The sequence below is a fragment of the Pseudomonas arsenicoxydans genome (assembly GCF_900103875.1).
GTDB lineage: Bacteria > Pseudomonadota > Gammaproteobacteria > Pseudomonadales > Pseudomonadaceae > Aquipseudomonas > Aquipseudomonas arsenicoxydans.
The window spans coordinates 2,528,696-2,546,428 of record NZ_LT629705.1 but is presented as its reverse complement, the minus strand read 5'-3'; the positions used below and the strand labels follow the sequence as shown (position 1 = coordinate 2,546,428).

The 17,733-nt window shown below is 59.1% G+C and carries 15 protein-coding genes; 9 read left to right on the top strand and 6 right to left on the bottom strand.

The features are described from left to right. Positions 1-3 precede the first annotated feature (3 nt). The 3 genes from ccoM to BLQ41_RS11775 all read right to left on the bottom strand — a co-directional run bounded on the left by ccoM (position 4) and on the right by BLQ41_RS11775 (position 837). A complete protein-coding gene (gene ccoM / locus BLQ41_RS31205; RefSeq protein WP_010462558.1) occupies positions 4-117 on the bottom strand; it encodes a cytochrome c oxidase subunit CcoM in 114 nt (37 codons plus the stop codon). A 144-nt stretch (positions 118-261) separates the two neighbouring features. Then, positions 262-423 carry a hypothetical protein gene (locus BLQ41_RS30660; protein ID WP_007935839.1) on the bottom strand — a complete coding sequence of 54 codons (162 nt, stop codon included), beginning with the start codon at positions 421-423 and terminating at the stop codon, positions 262-264. A gap of 72 nt (positions 424-495) precedes the next feature. Continuing rightward, a complete protein-coding gene (locus tag BLQ41_RS11775) occupies positions 496-837 on the bottom strand; it encodes an aspartate-semialdehyde dehydrogenase (RefSeq protein WP_090180963.1) in 342 nt (113 codons plus the stop codon). 218 nt (positions 838-1,055) lie between these two features. Between BLQ41_RS11775 and rapA the strand changes: the two genes are divergently transcribed. Next, on the top strand, positions 1,056-3,902 hold the full coding sequence (gene rapA / locus BLQ41_RS11770; protein WP_090180961.1) for an RNA polymerase-associated protein RapA: 2,847 nt from the start codon (positions 1,056-1,058) through the stop codon (positions 3,900-3,902). Between the two features lie 179 nt (positions 3,903-4,081). On the opposite strand, the gene BLQ41_RS11765 is transcribed toward rapA, so the two are convergent. Beyond that, the gene (locus tag BLQ41_RS11765; protein WP_090180958.1) at positions 4,082-5,431 is read right to left on the bottom strand and encodes a spinster family MFS transporter; all 1,350 of its coding nucleotides are present in this window, start codon (positions 5,429-5,431) and stop codon (positions 4,082-4,084) included. Positions 5,432-5,712: 281 nt separating this feature from the next. Here BLQ41_RS11765 and BLQ41_RS11760 point away from each other — a divergent pair, with 281 nt between their 5' ends. Both BLQ41_RS11760 and BLQ41_RS11755 read left to right on the top strand, forming a co-directional pair. Further along, positions 5,713-6,078, top strand: a complete 366-nt coding sequence (locus BLQ41_RS11760) for a YkgJ family cysteine cluster protein (protein WP_090180955.1) — start codon at positions 5,713-5,715, stop codon at positions 6,076-6,078. A 128-nt stretch (positions 6,079-6,206) separates the two neighbouring features. Beyond that, positions 6,207-8,489 carry a putative bifunctional diguanylate cyclase/phosphodiesterase gene (locus BLQ41_RS11755; RefSeq protein WP_090180952.1) on the top strand — a complete coding sequence of 761 codons (2,283 nt, stop codon included), beginning with the start codon at positions 6,207-6,209 and terminating at the stop codon, positions 8,487-8,489. On the opposite strand, the gene BLQ41_RS11750 is transcribed toward BLQ41_RS11755, so the two are convergent. Next, entirely contained in the window at positions 8,380-9,276 is an 897-nt protein-coding gene (locus tag BLQ41_RS11750; protein ID WP_197678925.1) for an NAD(P)-dependent oxidoreductase, read from the bottom strand. The two genes, BLQ41_RS11755 and BLQ41_RS11750, sit on opposite strands and share 110 nt — an antisense overlap. A gap of 198 nt (positions 9,277-9,474) precedes the next feature. Between BLQ41_RS11750 and BLQ41_RS11745 the strand changes: the two genes are divergently transcribed. Beyond that, the gene (locus BLQ41_RS11745) at positions 9,475-11,676 is read left to right on the top strand and encodes a hypothetical protein (RefSeq protein WP_090180949.1); all 2,202 of its coding nucleotides are present in this window, start codon (positions 9,475-9,477) and stop codon (positions 11,674-11,676) included. Positions 11,677-11,983: 307 nt separating this feature from the next. Here BLQ41_RS11745 and BLQ41_RS11740 read toward each other — a convergent pair whose 3' ends face one another. Next, positions 11,984-12,289 carry a DUF2288 domain-containing protein gene (locus BLQ41_RS11740; protein WP_090180947.1) on the bottom strand — a complete coding sequence of 102 codons (306 nt, stop codon included), beginning with the start codon at positions 12,287-12,289 and terminating at the stop codon, positions 11,984-11,986. A 350-nt stretch (positions 12,290-12,639) separates the two neighbouring features. Here BLQ41_RS11740 and BLQ41_RS11735 point away from each other — a divergent pair, with 350 nt between their 5' ends. The 5 genes from BLQ41_RS11735 (at position 12,640) to BLQ41_RS11715 (ending at position 17,642) form a co-directional block, all read left to right on the top strand. Further along, the gene (locus tag BLQ41_RS11735) at positions 12,640-13,767 is read left to right on the top strand and encodes a branched-chain amino acid ABC transporter substrate-binding protein (protein ID WP_090180945.1); all 1,128 of its coding nucleotides are present in this window, start codon (positions 12,640-12,642) and stop codon (positions 13,765-13,767) included. A 232-nt stretch (positions 13,768-13,999) separates the two neighbouring features. After that, a complete protein-coding gene (gene livH / locus BLQ41_RS11730; RefSeq protein WP_090180942.1) occupies positions 14,000-14,923 on the top strand; it encodes a high-affinity branched-chain amino acid ABC transporter permease LivH in 924 nt (307 codons plus the stop codon). Then, the gene (locus tag BLQ41_RS11725) at positions 14,920-16,176 is read left to right on the top strand and encodes a high-affinity branched-chain amino acid ABC transporter permease LivM (protein ID WP_090180939.1); all 1,257 of its coding nucleotides are present in this window, start codon (positions 14,920-14,922) and stop codon (positions 16,174-16,176) included. The genes livH and BLQ41_RS11725 overlap by 4 nt, the downstream gene beginning before the upstream one ends. Continuing rightward, positions 16,173-16,940 (top strand): high-affinity branched-chain amino acid ABC transporter ATP-binding protein LivG, encoded by a 768-nt coding sequence (livG, locus tag BLQ41_RS11720; RefSeq protein WP_090180937.1) that lies wholly within the window; start codon positions 16,173-16,175, stop codon positions 16,938-16,940. The genes BLQ41_RS11725 and livG overlap by 4 nt, the downstream gene beginning before the upstream one ends. After that, complete coding sequence (locus tag BLQ41_RS11715; protein ID WP_090180934.1) at positions 16,941-17,642, top strand: ABC transporter ATP-binding protein; 702 nt, start codon at positions 16,941-16,943, stop codon at positions 17,640-17,642. Positions 17,643-17,733 lie beyond the last annotated feature (91 nt).

The following is a 17,733-nucleotide window of genomic DNA, read 5'->3' as shown; positions in this document are numbered from 1 at the left end:
GACCTACGGCTTACGCTTATGCGAATCCTTCCAGATAAAAAATCCAAACCCTGCGAAAAACAGAACCATGAGGCCAACTGTCAGCACTCCGGCGATCACCACGTTATCGAAAAACATGACGTCCCTCCTGCACTTGCCCTGTTGCGATGGGGCTAAGTTAACCAATCAGGCAGAAGAGAAAATTGACCAGGATCAATGTCACCCAAGACAGGGCGTAAAGGAGGGGAAATAACTGACCTGCATCAAACGATGCAGAGTACTTCAACGCTTTTTCGGTTTGTTCTTCGGCTTTTTCTTGGCTTTGCCTAATGGCATCGCCTGCTCAAACGCCTGACGCACTTCATTCAGACGCTTTTCATTGAGGTCATGAACCCGCTTGGCGCGTTCAGAATTAAGATCAATCAACTTGTCATCTTGGCTCATGGTGCTCAATACATCGTTCGGCAGGTTTGTCGCAATAATGCGGCCTGGCGCCAGCGCTGACCAGCCGCAACCTCAAATCTGGATATCGACCCACAACCCCTGACGCGGCTGATCCTCCATCAACGGCGCCACCGGCACAGTATTGTCGGCATTGAGTTCATCACCAGGAACCGCCAAATGCTCCTGCGGATCCTCATCAGCCTCACGACGTCGCCGATCGCGCTCAAGCTTGCGGCGCTGCTCCTCGCGCAGCTGAAAAGCTGCCTCTTCGGGATCGCGCTGTTGCAGGTCGATCGTGCTTTCGTTAGAGCTTTCCTGCACCGGCACGACAGGCGGAATATCCGGGCGCTGGCGGATCGGGTCGTGCTGTGAGGTGATCGGCACGGCACTCAAGGGGAGCATCGGTGGCAGCATAATTAGTAGTCTCCTGTCAGCAGGCTGTCGGCTGAGGGGATGGCGACTTGAGCCATCGGTCGCAAACTGTGACCGGTTTGGCACGGATTGGTGCCCGAACCGACACACGCCGCATCATTGGACTAACGTAAGTCTGCGAGTATTTATGAGAGTCCTTTGGCCCTGAAGCCCTCATTCCGTTAAGATAGCCCGCTTTTTCAAGGTGGGAGTCAGGCAGCATGGCGCAGCAGTATCAACCGGGGCAACGCTGGATCAGTGACAGCGAAGCCGAGCTGGGTTTAGGCACCGTTCTGGCACAGGACGGCCGCTTGTTGACCGTGCTCTATCCGGCCACTGGCGAGACTCGCCAGTACGCGCTACGGAATGCGCCCCTCACCCGCGTGCGATTTTCGCCGGGCGATTCGATCACTCACTTCGAAGGCTGGAAACTGACGGTCCAGGAAGTCGACGACGTCGACGGCCTGCTGGTCTACCACGGCCTCAACGCGCAAAACGAAGTGGTCACCCTGCCAGAAACCCAACTGTCGAACTTCATTCAGTTCCGCCTGGCCAGCGACCGTCTGTTCGCCGGGCAGATCGACCCGCTGCCCTGGTTCTCACTGCGCTACAACACCCTGGAACACACCAGTCGCCAATTGCAATCCTCGCTGTGGGGACTGGGTGGCGTGCGTGCGCAACCGATCGCGCATCAGCTGCACATCGCCCGTGAAGTCGCCGACCGCATTGCTCCACGGGTATTGCTGGCCGACGAAGTGGGCCTGGGTAAAACCATTGAAGCCGGTCTGGTGATCCATCGCCAACTGCTCTCGGGCCGCGCCAACCGCGTGCTGATCCTGGTTCCGGAGAACCTGCAGCACCAGTGGCTGGTCGAGATGCGCCGCCGTTTCAACCTGCAAGTCGCGCTGTTCGACGAAGAACGTTTCATCGAAAGCGATGCCGCCAACCCGTTCGAAGACACTCAGCTCGCGCTGGTGGCTCTGGAGTGGCTGGTAGAAGACGAGAAAGCCCAGGACGCACTGTTCGCCGCGGGTTGGGACCTGATGGTCGTCGACGAAGCGCACCACCTGGTGTGGCACGAAGAAAAGGCCAGCCCTGAATATTCGCTGGTCGAGCAACTGGCCGAAGTTATTCCCGGCGTCCTGCTGCTGACTGCGACCCCGGAACAACTGGGTCAGGACAGCCACTTCGCCCGTCTGCGTCTGCTCGATCCGAACCGTTTTCATGACCTGCACGCCTTCCGCGCCGAGAGCGAAAACTATCGCCCGGTGGCCGAGGCCGTTCAGGAGCTGCTGGACAAAGGGCGCCTGTCGCCTGAAGCGCACAAGACCATTCACGGTTTCCTCGGCAACGAAGGCGAAGCCTTGCTGACCGCGGTGAACGATGGCGACACCGAAGCCAGCGCCCGCCTTGTCCGCGAATTGCTGGACCGCCACGGCACCGGCCGCGTGCTGTTTCGCAACACCCGCGCCGCCGTGCAGGGTTTCCCGGAGCGCAAGCTGCATCCGTACCCGCTGCCGTGCCCGGACGAATACCTCGAACTGCCGTTGGGCGATCACGCTGAGTTGTACCCGGAAGTCAGCTTCCAGGCCCAGCCGGACGCCAACGAAGAAGAACGCTGGTGGAAATTCGACCCGCGTGTTGAGTGGCTGATCGACACACTGAAGATGCTCAAGCGCACCAAAGTGCTGGTCATCTGCGCCCACGCCGAAACCGCCATGGACCTGGAAGATGCCCTGCGCGTACGTTCCGGCATTCCGGCCACGGTGTTCCACGAGGGCATGAACATCCTCGAGCGTGACCGCGCCGCCGCCTATTTCGCCGATGAAGAATTTGGCGCGCAAGTGCTGATCTGCTCGGAAATCGGCAGTGAAGGTCGCAACTTCCAGTTCTCGCACCACCTGGTGCTGTTCGACCTGCCGTCCCACCCGGATCTGCTGGAGCAGCGTATCGGGCGTCTGGACCGGATCGGCCAGAAGCACATCATCGAACTGCACGTGCCGTACCTGGAAACCAGCCCGCAGGAGCGCCTGTTCCAGTGGTACCACGAAGCGCTGAACGCTTTCCTCAACACCTGCCCGACCGGCAACGCCTTGCAGCATCAGTTCGGCCCGCGTCTGCTGCCGCTGCTGGAAAACGCCGACGACGGCGAGTGGCAAGCGCTGATCGACGAAGCCCGCAGCGAGCGTGAGCGTCTGGAAGCTGAACTGCACACCGGCCGTGACCGCCTGCTGGAACTCAACTCCGGCGGCGCTGGCGAAGGTGACGCGCTGGTCGAGGACATCCTTGAGCAAGACGACCAGTTCACCCTGCCGATCTACATGGAAACCCTGTTCGATGCCTTCGGTATCGACAGCGAAGACCATTCGGAAAACGCGCTGATCCTCAAGCCGAGCGAAAAAATGCTCGACGCCAGCTTCCCGCTGGGCGACGACGAAGGCGTGACCATCACCTACGACCGCAACCAGGCGCTGTCTCGCGAAGACATGCAATTCATCACCTGGGAGCACCCGATGGTGCAGGGCGGCATGGACCTGGTGTTGTCCGGTTCCATGGGCAACACCGCCGTGGCACTGATCAAGAACAAGGCACTGAAACCCGGCACCGTGTTGCTGGAACTGCTCTACGTCAGTGAAGTGGTTGCCCCGCGCTCGCTGCAACTGGGCCGTTACCTGCCGCCGGCCGCCCTGCGCTGCTTGCTGGATGCCAACGGCAACGACCTGTCCGCCCGGGTGTCGTTCGAGACCTTGAACGATCAACTGGAAAGCGTGCCTCGTGCCAGCGCCAACAAGTTCATTCAGGCCCAGCGCGATCAGCTGACGCCGCGGATCAACGCTGGCGAAGAGAAAATCTTCCCGCGTCACGCCGAGCGCGTTGCCGAAGCGAAACGTCGCCTGGCAGCCGATACCGAGGAAGAACTGGCGCGCCTGACCGCGTTGCAAGCGGTCAACCCGACTGTACGCGACAGTGAACTGGTTGCCCTGCGCAAACAGCGCGAGCAAGGGCTGGCCATGCTCGACAAGGCGGCGCTGCGACTGGAAGCGATCCGGGTGTTGGTAGCGGGTTAAGCCCCCTGCTCCACCGTTAAACAAGAAGGCCCGCAGAGATGCGGGCCTTTTTTGTCTGCTTGATTATTGTGGTGTTCTTGAGGGCCTCATCGCGGGCAAGCCCGCTCCCACAGGTTATGCGAACGACATAAACCCCTGTGGGAGCGGGTTTGGTCTGGGCGGCATTCCGACGATGGCGATTAAGCGGTCACCGCAGAACCCACAGGCTCAACCACCGCCACCAACCCGTCCTTCATCCGCTTGGCATCCCTTACAAAACACCGCGAAGCCAAGAACAGAAACACCATGGTGAAAAACAGCGCCACCGGGATCAAGTACATCGCGTCGTGCAAGCCCACAGCCTTGAACGCCTCGGTCATCTGTTCGGCACCGGCGGCGAACATCGCGGTATGCGCAAAATGGTCGGACAGGCCACCCACCACCACCGGTCCCAAACCACCGCCCAGCAAGTACAAGCCAGCAAAGAACAGCGCCATCGCCGTGGCCCGCAACCGGGGTTCGACCACGTCCTGAATCGCCGTGTAGACGCAGGTGTAGAAGTTATAGGCAAACAGCCAGCCCAGGCTGAACACCGCCACAAACACCCCGATCTCGATCCGTCCGGCATGCAGCGCCCAAGCGGTGCACACGGTCGAAACGATCAGGCTGAATGCCGCAAACAGCAGTCGCCCATTGGCCACCCGCTGGTGAATCTTGTCGGCAACCCAGCCACCGAGCGTCAGGCCGAACAAGCCGGTCACGCCGACAATTACGCCGGTCGCCACCGCCGCTTCCTGAAGCGGCATCAGAAAATACCGTTGCAGCATCGGCACCAGGAACGAGTTGCAGGCATAGGTCGCAAAGTTGAAGCACAACCCCGCCAACACCAGCCACAGGAAGGTCGGGACCGCCAGCACTCGACGAATCGGCCGGTCGACCCGTTCCTGGGACACCTGCACGCTTTCCGCTGCACCGCGTTTAGGCTCTTTAATGAAGAACATGAAGATCGCCAGGATCAGCCCCGGCACCGCAGCGATGAAGAACGGCGCACGCCAACTGTCGAATGCCTTGACCATCGCGCCAATGGTAAAAAACGCCAGCAGCAAGCCCAATGGCAGGCCGAGCATGAAAATGCCCATCGCACGTGCCCGGCGGTGGGCCGGAAACAGGTCGCCGATCAGCGAGTTAGCGGCCGGTGCGTAACTGGCTTCACCGATGCCAATGCCCATGCGTACGATCAGGAATGACCAGAAACTGCCCACCAGACCGTTGATCGCCGTCAGGCCGCTCCAGGCCGCCAGACCCCAACCCATCAATTTGCTGCGCGAACCGGTATCGGCCATCCGCCCGAGCGGCAGGCCGGCAATCGCATAAACGATGGTGAATGCTGTTCCGATGATCCCCAGCTGAAAGTCGCTGAGGTGCCACTCCATGCGGATCGGTTCGATGATGATGGCGGGAATGGTTCGATCGAAGAAGTTGAACAGGTTCGCCAGGAACAGCAGGAACAGAATGCGCCAGGCATTCGCCGCTTGGGTCGAGTTCTGCATGGGGTCCGTCTCTTTTTATTGTTGTTGGGGCTTTCACTGTCCCCGGAGCCTCCAATCTAGTCAGGCCCGCCAGAGCTGTCTGTCATTATTCGCAAGACTGATATCAGCCCATGACAACCGAGCCCGCCAATCCCCAGAAGACTCTGTGGGAGCAGCGTTTTCCTTTACCCGACCGGCTGCTGAAAAATACCTCTGTGCCCCCCTTCCCAAGCCCATGGCGAAGCCTAGAATAGCGACCTTGCTGCCCCACCGTTCCCCCTATCCCTCTTTGACTATCGCCCATGTCCGAAGCCAGTCCGTGTCTGAATTGTGGTGCCTGCTGTTCCCATTTTCGCGTGTCCTTTTTCTGGGGTGAATGCGCCTCATCCGGGGGAACGGTGCCTGACGACCTTGTCGCGCCGATCAGCCCCAGCCGTGTGGCGATGCTCGGCACGGACTGCAAACCCACGCGCTGCATCGCCCTGTCAGGCGAAGTCGGCAGCACCGTGCAATGCACGATTTACGATCAGCGCTCCAGCACCTGCCGCGAGTTCGATGCCTCCTGGGCCAATGGCGAAGCGAACGTAGACTGCGACGCGGCGCGGGCCGCGTTCGGACTGCCGGCCCTGCAGCCTGAATTCCAAGTGCCATACGAGCAGATCGCCTAAGGCTTAGTACTGACAGTAATAAAGCTAATTCCAAAATCATCGGCGTCAATGTGCCACTACCGCTTGCACTCCTTGTACGGCCTCTATACTCCAACGCACCGGCAGGCTGACCAATACGGGGCGAACGGATGCAGTGGCCTGATGTGTATTTCACTACCCAGCTGCCAGAAAGCGGTCAGGTCATTCTCAATTGCACACATAACCCGTTCCTGGTGCTGCTGGCCTACGTGGTCGCGTGCGCGGCCGGATTCGCCACCCTGGGCATCACCGAGCGGATCGGTCATACCGAAAAGTCAACTTCCCAGCGCATCTGGCGCTGGGTCGGTGCCGGGTGCCTGGCGGGCGGCATCTGGGCCATGCATTTCATCAGCATGCTGGCGTTCCAGGCGCCAATCGAAATCCACTACCAGCTCCCCATCACCCTGATTTCGTTGTTGTTCGCACTGACTGCCTCGTGGCTGGCGATGCAGACGCTCAGCCATGCCCATCTGAGCGTCTGGCAGTACTTGCGCGCGGCGGTGTGGATCGGCCTTGGCATCGCAACCATGCACTACATAGGCATGGCCGCGATGCGCTCGACGGCGACGGCCTATTACGACCCGACGCTGTTGGCCCTCTCCATCGTGATCGCCATCGGCGCCAGCCTGGCCGCGCTGTTGATTTCCAGGCACCTGAGCGAGGGCAGCGGTGTGGTTCATCAGCTGCTCAAGTACACCGCCAGCCTTGTGCTCGGGGCCGGCATCGTCAGCATGCATTTCACCGGTATGGCAGCACTCAACCTGGTGCTTCCAGAAGGCAGCCTTCAGTCGCTTCCCAACGACAACAATCATCTGCAATTGGGCGTGACGGTGGCGGTCATGATGTTGCTGATCATCGGCAGCAGCATCAGCGCGGCAATGGCCGACAAGAAACTTCAACACAAGGAAGGCGACCTGCAACGGGTCAATGCCCTGCTCAGTCAGCTTGATCAGGCGCGCCTGTCGTTGCAACAGGTGGCGCACTACGACGCACTGACCAACCTGATCAATCGCCGTGGATTCAACCAACTCTTCGCCGAAAAGCTGAGCGAGAAAACCAACGAAGGCGGGATGCTGGCAGTGATGTTTCTCGACATCGATCACTTCAAGCGGATCAACGACAGCCTTGGCCATGACGCCGGGGACCTGATGCTCAAGGTTCTGGCCAGCCACATCAAGAGTTCGGTTCGCAGCCACGAAGATGTGGTCGCGCGCTTCGGCGGTGACGAATTTTGCATCCTCATCGGCTTGCATGACCCCGAAGAAGCGCGGCACATGGCCCAGCGCATCATGTTGAAAATGAAAGAGCCTATCGAGCTGGCCGGTCGCAGCATGGTCATGACCACCAGCATCGGCATCAGCCTGTTCCCGCAAGACGGCAAAACGTGCGAAGAACTGCTGAAAAACGCCGACCTGGCGCTGTATCAGTCCAAGGGCAATGGGCGCAACGGGCTGCATTTTTTCAGCCCGCACCTGAAGGCTCGTGCCACGCTGGAACTGCAAGTCGAAGAAGAACTGCGGCACGCCTTGCGCAACGACGACGGGCTGCTGCTGTTTTACCAACCCATCTATGACCTGAAAACCGGCCAGGTCACCAAGCTCGAAGCGCTGATTCGCTGGCAACACCCGGTTCACGGGCTGCTGGCGCCGGATCGATTCATCGCCATTGCCGAAGCCAACGGCCTGATCGCCGAACTGGACAACTGGGTACTGCGCCAGGCTTGCGAGGACCTTGGCGAACTGTCCCGTCAGGGCTGCGAAGAACTGAAAATCGCCGTGAACTGCTCACCGCTGAACCTTGCGCGCGAAGACCTGGCCAATGAAATCGAACAGGCCTTGCGCATCTGCGGAGTCGCGCCGCAACGGCTGGAACTGGAAGTCACCGAGAACGCGTTGATGGGCAACCTCACCGACACCCTGGCGCTGCTGCGCCAGAGCCGGGCGCTCGGGGTCTCCCTGTCGATCGACGATTTCGGCACCGGTTATTCATCACTGGCCTACCTCAAGCGCCTGCCGCTGAACACGCTCAAGATCGACCGCTCGTTCATCCAGGACATTCCCAGGGCGACCCAAGACATGGAAATCGTCCAGGCCATTATCGCCATGGCCCATACCCTGCATTTACAGGTGGTCACCGAAGGCGTCGAAACGTTCGAGCAATATGACTTTCTCGAACGCCAGGGCTGCGACTTCGTTCAGGGCTACCTGCTCAGCCGTCCGGTGCCGCTGGCTGAATTGCGTCCGGTGCTGAACGAAATCAATCAGCGCAAACACGCCTGTCCCGTCAGTCCTCTGCCCCTGGCGCGCGGTACATTTGCACTAGCGTCGACGGATCTTTTTCCAAAAACCCCTGCGCTCCATGCAGGCGCATCAGTTGTGCGGCCAATCCGCTGATCGGGGTGGATGAGCCCTGTTCGCGGGAAAACTTCACAGCGGTGTCGAGGTCCTTGAGCAACGTGCGGACATGCCACTTCACGGGTTCGAAACGGTTCTCGGCCATTTGCGGAGCAAGGATCTGCAAGGGTCTGGAATCGGCGAAACCACCGGCCAGGGCTTCTGCGATCAGACCTGCGTCGACCCCGGAACGCTCGGCCAATGCCACCACTTCGGCGATCACCAGCGCATTGCAGGCGACGATCATCTGGTTGCAGGCCTTGGTCACCTGGCCGGCGCCGACGCCGCCCATGTGCGTCACCCGTTGACCGAGGCTCAACAGCACCGGCCTGACCCGTTCAACATCCTCTGCCGCGCCGCCGACCATTATCGCCAGGCTGCCCGCCTCGGCACCGACCACCCCGCCGGACACCGGTGCGTCCAGCCAATTCATGCCGCACTGGTCGGCAAGCGCCGTGGCCATTTCCCGCGTCGCGGTGGGCTCCAGACTGGAAAAATCCACCAGCAACTGACCACTTTTCGCGCCGCTGGCAATGCCGGCGGGGCCAAAAACCACCTCGCGCACTACCGACGTGTCCGCCAGGCATAGCATCACCACATCGGCGTGTTGGCACAGCTCGGCCGCTGTCGCCACTTGCCGGGCGCCGGCCTCGACCAAGGGCGTGCACTTGGCCGGATTGCGATTCCACACCGTCAGCGGATACCCCGCAGCCAACAGACGCAGGCACATGGGCAATCCCATCAGGCCAATTCCGGCGAAACCCAACGAAGGTAGCGTTGACATCATTTAGCCTCCTTTTGATTAAAGATCGCTGAATACTGGCCGATTCATCATGACTTAGGAAAGGATTCCCCCCGAGCGATGCTCAGGCTTCGGCCATGACGCTTGGGCGAAATACGCGCTGAAAAAGTCGCGAGTTACTATTCCGTGAAGGTTCGGCGACAGCATGTTGCCGGGCCCATCAGCCCAGGTACATGGCGCCCAATGACTTCTAAAAATAATCCGGCCACTGCGGTTTCCGATCTGACACTGAGCCCCGCGGCAAACAGCCCCTCATCGTCGAAGCCATTGGTTGCATCACGCCCGCTGGCCAGTCAGCAATACCTGTATTTCACCGAAACCAACACCGACCGCATCCTCGACAACCTCGACGGGCTGCGCGACATGGTGTTCCCGCGCCCTGCACACCAGGATGGCGACAGCGAACAGCATAGCGATCAGGAATTCCCTTCGGTGTGCCTGATCGGTCTGGGCCGTTGCGGTTCAAACATTGCGCTGGACGTCGCGGAGCTGGTGTACAACGCCCGCAAGTTCTACCTCAACGAATTCAACAACGAAGACCGTCCCTCGGCGGACAAACGCTACGCTGAAAAGGGTTACAGCCCGGCGCAGTGGATCCGCAACAACCTGCGCCTGGGGCCGAACAAAGCCACCAAGCCGGTGTTCCTGGTCGAGCCTCTGGTAATGCTCGGCGACCTGGACAAAGACATCGCCGGTCGCATCCGTTTCTCGCGCAAGGGCGAAAAAAGCGGCTTCCTGCGCGACTACAGCAAAATGAAAATCATGGACTTGTCGGAAGTCCACGCCGGTGGCGCCGGTAACGCGCCGATCCTCGGTCAGTACCTGGCCAAGATTATCCTGAACAAGGACACCCAGCGTTTCTCCAGCCCCGACTGGAAAATGATTCACTCGTACCTGATCGACAGCTGCGGCATCAAGGCCAACCAGTCGCGCCTGTATTTCTCGATTTTCAGTGCCGGCGGTGGTACCGGTTCGGGCATGGCCTCGGAATTCGGCCTGGCCCAGCAGCACTCGTACATGAACAAGACGTTCGACACCAAGCCGATGGACGAGCATGACGGCAAGAGCGGTCATTCCTTTGTCTTCGAGCCGATCTTCACCAGCGGCATCTGTGTGCTGCCGAATATTTCCGATCACCGCAGCGAAATGTCCGAGGCGCTGCACATCAACGCCGGTCGCCTGCTGTGTAAATACCTGTCGGAAGAGTGGGACTTCTCCTACAACTTCGCCAATGAAGACAGCAGCGAAGCCAGTGTCATGGGCCGTATCCGCCCATGGAACGCGATGATGCTGATCTCCAACGACATCATGCGGTACGCCGAAGAAAGCGATGACGGCAACATTCAGAACATCGACGTCAACGCGATGGAAAAGCACGCCAACCAGTACATCTCGCAGCAGATCTTCAACATTCTGACGGCGCAGGCGGTCACGACTGACTACGACCAGAACTATTTCCGTCGTGCCGGCATCGACATCGGCGAGACCATTCGTCTCGACGCCAACGACCTGTTCATGAGCCTGGCCGGCCCGGTGGCGATTGCCTATGCCGAATCCGTGGTGCCGGAAACGCCGCCGCCAAGCAGCGACAAATTCAAGGTGTTCGAGAAAGAGCCGCAGCGCCTGAACATCGATGATCTGTTCTTCCGCTCCATCGACCTGCCGCACTTCAACAAAGTGACGCAAGCGATCGAAGGCATCAGCCTGCTGCCGATCGAGTCCAAGCGTTATCGCGCGTCCCTGGAGCAGTACAAGAATTCCGGTTACGACGCGGCCGCGTTGCACGACCTGCACTTCTTCAAGAACTGCTCGTCGGTGGTCTCGATCGTTTCACTACCGAAAGACTACAAGCTGTCCTACATGGACCTGAACCGGTTGAAGACGCATCTCAACAGCCTGTTCCCGAACACCACGCTCAAGCGCTACGCGCTGGTGATCGGCGCTTCGGCCAACCTGTCGTTGACCACGTTGATCGCAAAGAGCCCGTGCCTGTCGGACGACTTCCTGACCCTGATCGTGGCGTTCATCAAGCGTTGCTTCGCGAAAAATCCGTACCGCTTCGACGAAACGCTGGATAACTCGATCCTGGACTTCATCATCAATGAAGAATTCGATGAGGACCGGATCGACGAGTTGCTCAATGAATTCGAAAACCCGGCGAAGATCCTCGACACCAACTGGTACGCGATCAAACCAATGTACGAGAAGAAGTACCGCGAGCTGATCAATGACAAGGACAAGTTTGTCTCGATCAACGACATCCGCCTGTCGCGCGATTGCGTGAAGAAGGCGATCAAGTACCTGCGCGAGATCTACCGTCACCGGATTGGCAAGACCAAGGTTATTTCGCTGAATAACCATACGGGCAAGACGTTTTCGGTCTGATTGAAAACCGCGTCGCCCCCATCGCGGGCAAGCCCGCTCCCACAGGTTCCGTGTCGTTCACAAATGTTGAGTTCGACATGGATAGTGTGGGAGCGGGCTTGCCCGCGATGGCGCCCCGATTCACCGCAAATCCCAACATCCAGAAACAATTAAGCAGCCCGACGGCTGCTCAATAAACTGTTCCCGTTACGTTTACGTCACCCTCGCCAAGACCCTTCTGTGGCCTTTCTCTACGGCAACATGCCATCACGCTACTCACCTACACACTTTTGCGCGATCAAACGCCGCACCAACAAAGTGCACGACTTCAGTTCGTCGCCCTTTCCTGGATCATAATCCACGGCGAAACGACCACGGCCCACAGCTCGGGGTCACGTTCGAAAAGATCCAGCGCCCGCGTTTCAGACAGCTTGGCGACTTTGTCGGCGGCCAGCCAGGCAGCCACTTTCTCGCCTTCGTCCGTCGCCATTGCCTCAGCGGCGGCGATCAAATCCAGACCCGGGTCGACCCACAATAGGGCACCCTTGGCAAAGAACGGCTCCAACTCTTTCCAGGTAATAGATGCGGTTTCACCAAGCAGCTTGGCATAGAGGGTGCTAGGTTCTTGAGTCATGGGTCCTGTCCGGAAAAGAAATCGACGCGAATGATAACGTCGGTGGTCCGCCAGAAAAACCCGGATGCAATTGAGTCACCGATTGAAAAGAACAGGAGCGCCAGGGAATGCCGCTGAATCAAGCAATTAGCCAGCTAACATCCCGCCGCAATTCTGTCTTTTTCTTTCAATAAAGCGACACCCTCAGGTTTTGCCCCCTGGCGCCAGCTTCCCAGGCTAACAATTGGCGCTCTACACTGTACCGGTACAGTTGCCGGGGGCATTTTCCGGAGGATATCGAAGATATCTGACCCGGTTCTGCTGCTACGGCGCCAGGACTATAAAAACTACAACAGTAAGAGTGGAGCACTATGACTAAGGCTACTAAGCAGATTTCCAAACTGTTTGCCGCTATGGTTCTGGCCGGGGTTGCCAGCCATTCGTTCGCAGCTGACACCATCAAGATCGGCATCGCCGGCCCTAAAACCGGTCCTGTAGCCCAATACGGCGACATGCAGTTCAGTGGCGCCAAAATGGCCATCGAACAGATCAACGCCAAAGGCGGCGTAGACGGCAAGAAACTCGAAGCCGTTGAATACGATGACGCCTGTGATCCAAAACAAGCGGTAGCGGTCGCGAACAAAGTCGTCAACGACGGCGTCAAGTTCGTGGTCGGTCACCTGTGCTCCAGCTCCACCCAACCGGCTTCGGACATCTACGAAGACGAGGGCGTGATCATGATTACCCCGGCTGCCACCAGCCCGGACATCACCAACCGTGGTTACAAAATGGTGTTCCGCACCATCGGTCTGGACAGCGCCCAGGGCCCTGCCGCCGGTAACTACATTGCCGATCACGTAAAACCGAAAATCGTTGCTGTGCTGCACGACAAACAGCAATACGGCGAAGGCATCGCCACCGCCGTGAAGAAGACCCTGGAAGGCAAAGGCGTCAAGGTTGCCGTGTTCGAAGGCATCAACGCCGGCGACAAAGACTTCTCCTCGATGATCTCCAAGCTCAAGCAAGCCAACGTTGACTTCGTCTACTACGGCGGCTACCACCCAGAGCTGGGCCTGATCCTGCGTCAAGCACAGGAAAAAGGCCTGAAAGCCAAGTTCATGGGTCCGGAAGGCGTGGGTAACGACTCCATTTCGCAGATCGCCAAAGACGCTTCCGAAGGCCTGTTGGTAACCCTGCCGAAGTCTTTCGACCAGGATCCGGCCAACGTTGCACTGGCTGACGCGTTCAAAGCGAAGAAAGAAGACCCGAGCGGTCCGTTCGTGTTCCCGGCCTACTCGGCTGTTGAAGTCATCGCCGGTGGTATCACTGCCGCCAAGAGCGAAGACCCTGCGAAAGTGGCTGCTGCCATCCACGCAGGCACTTTCAAGACCCCGACTGGCGACCTGAGCTTCGACGCCAAGGGCGACCTGAAAGACTTCAAATTTGTGGTTTACGAGTGGCACTTCGGCAAACCAAAAACTGAAGCTTCGCCTCAGTAAGGCCTTGCCGAACTGACTGCCTACAAAGCCCACGGCGTGCCGTGGGCTTTGTTTTACGAACGTATTGGGCCGCGCTGGCGTGATCCGCCAGTCTCCCCACCTGAAAATCTCAAAACCGTCATCAGCGGTTCGCTGGCAAACCTCGCGTTCGAAGTGGATGCAGATCCACGGGGCTCGAGCGGGAAAATGACTCCACCAGTGAAATGCGTATCAGGTTTTTAGGAGCGCTGTAATGCCTGACATCTATCACTTCTTCCAACAGCTGGTTAATGGCCTGACCATTGGCAGCACGTATGCCCTGATCGCCATCGGCTATACGATGGTTTACGGCATCATTGGAATGATCAACTTCGCCCACGGCGAGGTGTACATGATCGGTTCCTACGTGGCGTTCATCGCCATCGCGGGCCTGTCCATGATGGGACTCGACAGTGTTCCGCTGTTGATGACCGCCGCTTTCCTCGCGACCATCGTCGTGACCAGTGCCTACGGCTACAGCATCGAACGAATTGCCTACCGCCCCCTGCGCGGCAGCAACCGTCTGATTCCGCTGATTTCCGCCATCGGTATGTCGATCTTCCTGCAGAACACGGTTCTGCTGGCGCAAGACTCCAAGGACAAATCCATCCCCAACCTGATCCCCGGCAACTTCGCCATCGGGCCAGGTGGCGCACATGAAGTGCTGATTTCCTACATGCAAATCGTGGTGTTCGTGGTGACCCTGGTCGCCATGCTCGGCCTGACGCTGTTCATCTCCCGCTCTCGCCTGGGTCGCGCCTGTCGCGCCTGTGCCGAAGACATCAAGATGGCCAACCTGCTGGGTATCAACACCAACAACATCATCGCCCTGACCTTCGTCATCGGTGCCGCACTGGCGGCCATCGCGGCCGTGCTGCTGAGCATGCAATACGGCGTGATCAACCCGAACGCCGGTTTCCTCGTCGGCCTCAAGGCCTTCACCGCCGCGGTACTGGGCGGCATCGGCAGCATCCCCGGCGCCATGCTCGGCGGGATCGTGCTGGGGGTGGCGGAAGCCTTTGGTGCCGATATCTTCGGCGACCAGTACAAGGACGTCGTGGCGTTCGGCCTATTGGTTCTGGTGTTGTTGTTCCGGCCAACCGGCCTGCTGGGCCGTCCGGAGGTTGAGAAAGTATGACTAGGAATCTTAAACAGGCGTTGTTCAGCGCCTTGCTGGTGTGGGCCGTGGCCTACCCGGTACTCGGTCTGAAACTGACCATTGTCGGTATCAACCTCGAAGTCCATGGCACCAGTACCGGTACGCTGATCACCATCGCCGTGTGCTCGGTGCTGATGTTCCTGCGCGTGCTGTTCGACCAGCAGATCAGCTCGGCCTGGAAGTCCTCGCCCAACATGCCGGTGATGCCGGCCAAGGCCAGTAACTTCCTGACCCTGCCGACCACTCAACGCTGGATCATCATTGCGTTGATCATCGGTGCACTGGTCTGGCCGTTCTTCGGCTCGCGCGGAGCGGTGGACATCGCAACGCTGGTGTTGATCTACGTGATGCTCGGCCTGGGCCTGAACATCGTGGTCGGCCTGGCCGGCCTGCTCGACCTCGGTTATGTCGGCTTCTACGCCGTCGGCGCCTACAGCTACGCGCTGCTGTCGCACTACTACGGTCTGAGTTTCTGGATCTGCTTGCCGATTGCCGGCCTGATGGCGGCCACCTTCGGCTTCCTGCTCGGTTTCCCGGTACTGCGCCTGCGCGGTGACTATCTGGCGATCGTGACGTTGGGCTTCGGTGAAATCATCCGACTGTTCCTGCGTAACCTGACCGACATCACGGGCGGTCCGAACGGCATCAGCAACATTCCAAAGCCAACACTCTTCGGACTGACCTTTGATAAAACCGCGGCAGAGGGGATGCAGACGTTCCACGAGTACTTCGGCCTGACCTACAACCCGGTGAACAAGGTCATTTTCCTTTACCTGATCGCGGTGTTGTTGTCGCTGTTCGCCCTGTTTGTCATCAACCGCTTGCTGCGCATGCCTCTGGGCCGTGCGTGGGAAGCGCTGCGTGAAGACGAAATCGCCTGCCGTGCTCTGGGTCTGAACCCGACGGCGATCAAGCTTTCAGCGTTCACCCTGGGTGCGTGCTTCGCCGGTTTCGCCGGCAGCTTCTTCGCCGCGCGTCAGGGCCTGGTGACACCGGAGTCCTTCACCTTCATCGAATCGGCGACCATCCTCGCCATCGTGGTACTCGGTGGCATGGGCTCGCAACTGGGTGTCGTACTTGCCGCCACGGTGATGATCCTGTTGCCGGAAATGATGCGTGAGTTCAGTGAATACCGCATGTTGATGTTCGGCGCCTTGATGGTGCTGATGATGATCTGGCGTCCTCAAGGTCTGCTGCCCATGCAACGTCCTCACATGGAGCTGCGCAAATGAGCCGCGAGATCCTGAAAGTCGAAAATCTGAGCATGCGCTTCGGCGGCTTGCTCGCGGTCAACGGCGTAGCCCTGAGCGTGAAGGAAAAACAGGTCGTGGCATTGATCGGCCCCAACGGCGCCGGCAAGACCACCGTGTTCAACTGCCTGACCGGTTTCTACAAACCGAGCGGCGGCAGCATCCTGCTGGACGGTGAGCCGATCGAAGGCCTGCCTGGCCACAAGATCGCCCTCAAAGGCGTGGTGCGCACCTTCCAGAACGTGCGACTGTTCAAGGACATGACAGCGGTCGAGAACCTCTTGATCGCCCAGCACCGTCACCTGAACACCAATTTCCTGGCGGGCCTGTTCAAGACCCCGGGCTTTCGCAAGAGCGAACGCGAAGCCATGGAGTTCGCCGAGTACTGGCTGGAGAAGGTCAACCTCAAGGGGTTCGCCAACCGTCCGGCCGGCACCCTGGCCTACGGTCAGCAGCGCCGTCTGGAAATCGCTCGCTGCATGATGACGCGCCCGCGCATCCTCATGCTCGACGAACCGGCTGCTGGTCTGAACCCGAAGGAAACCGAAGACCTCAAGGCGCTGATCAGCGTGCTGCGTGAAGAGCACAACGTCACCGTGCTGTTGATCGAACACGACATGAAACTGGTCATGAGCATTTCCGACCACATCGTCGTGATCAACCAGGGCACGCCTCTGGCCGACGGCACGCCGGAACAGATCCGCGACAATCCTGAAGTGATCAAAGCCTACCTGGGGGAAGCGTAAATGCTGCAATTCGAAAACGTTTCCACCTTCTACGGCAAGATCCAGGCGCTGCACAGCGTCAACGTCGAAGTCCGCCAGGGCGAGATCGTGACCCTGATCGGCGCCAACGGTGCCGGCAAGTCGACCCTGCTGATGACGCTCTGCGGTTCGCCGCAAGCCCACAGCGGCAGCATCCGCTACATGGGTGAGGAACTCGTCGGCCAGGACTCGTCGCAGATCATGCGTAAAAGCATCGCGGTCGTGCCGGAAGGTCGTCGGGTGTTTGCCCGTCTGACCGTGGAAGAGAACCTCGCCATGGGCGGATTCTTCACCGACAAGGGCGACTATGAGGAACAGATGGACAAGGTTCTCGGACTTTTTCCACGCCTGAAAGAGCGCTTCGCCCAACGCGGCGGCACCATGTCCGGTGGCGAACAGCAAATGCTCGCCATCGGCCGTGCGCTGATGAGCAAACCCAAACTGCTGCTGCTCGACGAGCCATCGTTGGGCCTGGCACCGATCATCATCCAGCAGATCTTCGACATCATCGAACAGCTGCGCAAGGATGGCGTGACCGTGTTCCTGGTGGAGCAAAACGCCAACCAGGCACTGAAAATCGCTGACCGCGCCTACGTTCTGGAGAACGGTCGGGTGGTGATGTCCGGCACTGGGGAAGCGCTGCTGACGGATCCGAAAGTGCGTGAAGCGTACTTGGGTGGTTGAACCTTTGCGGTAAACAGAAAACGGCCTTCGGGCCGTTTTTTTGTGCCTGTCAAAAGCCTCTGAGGCAACGAACATTCTCTGTGGGATCGGG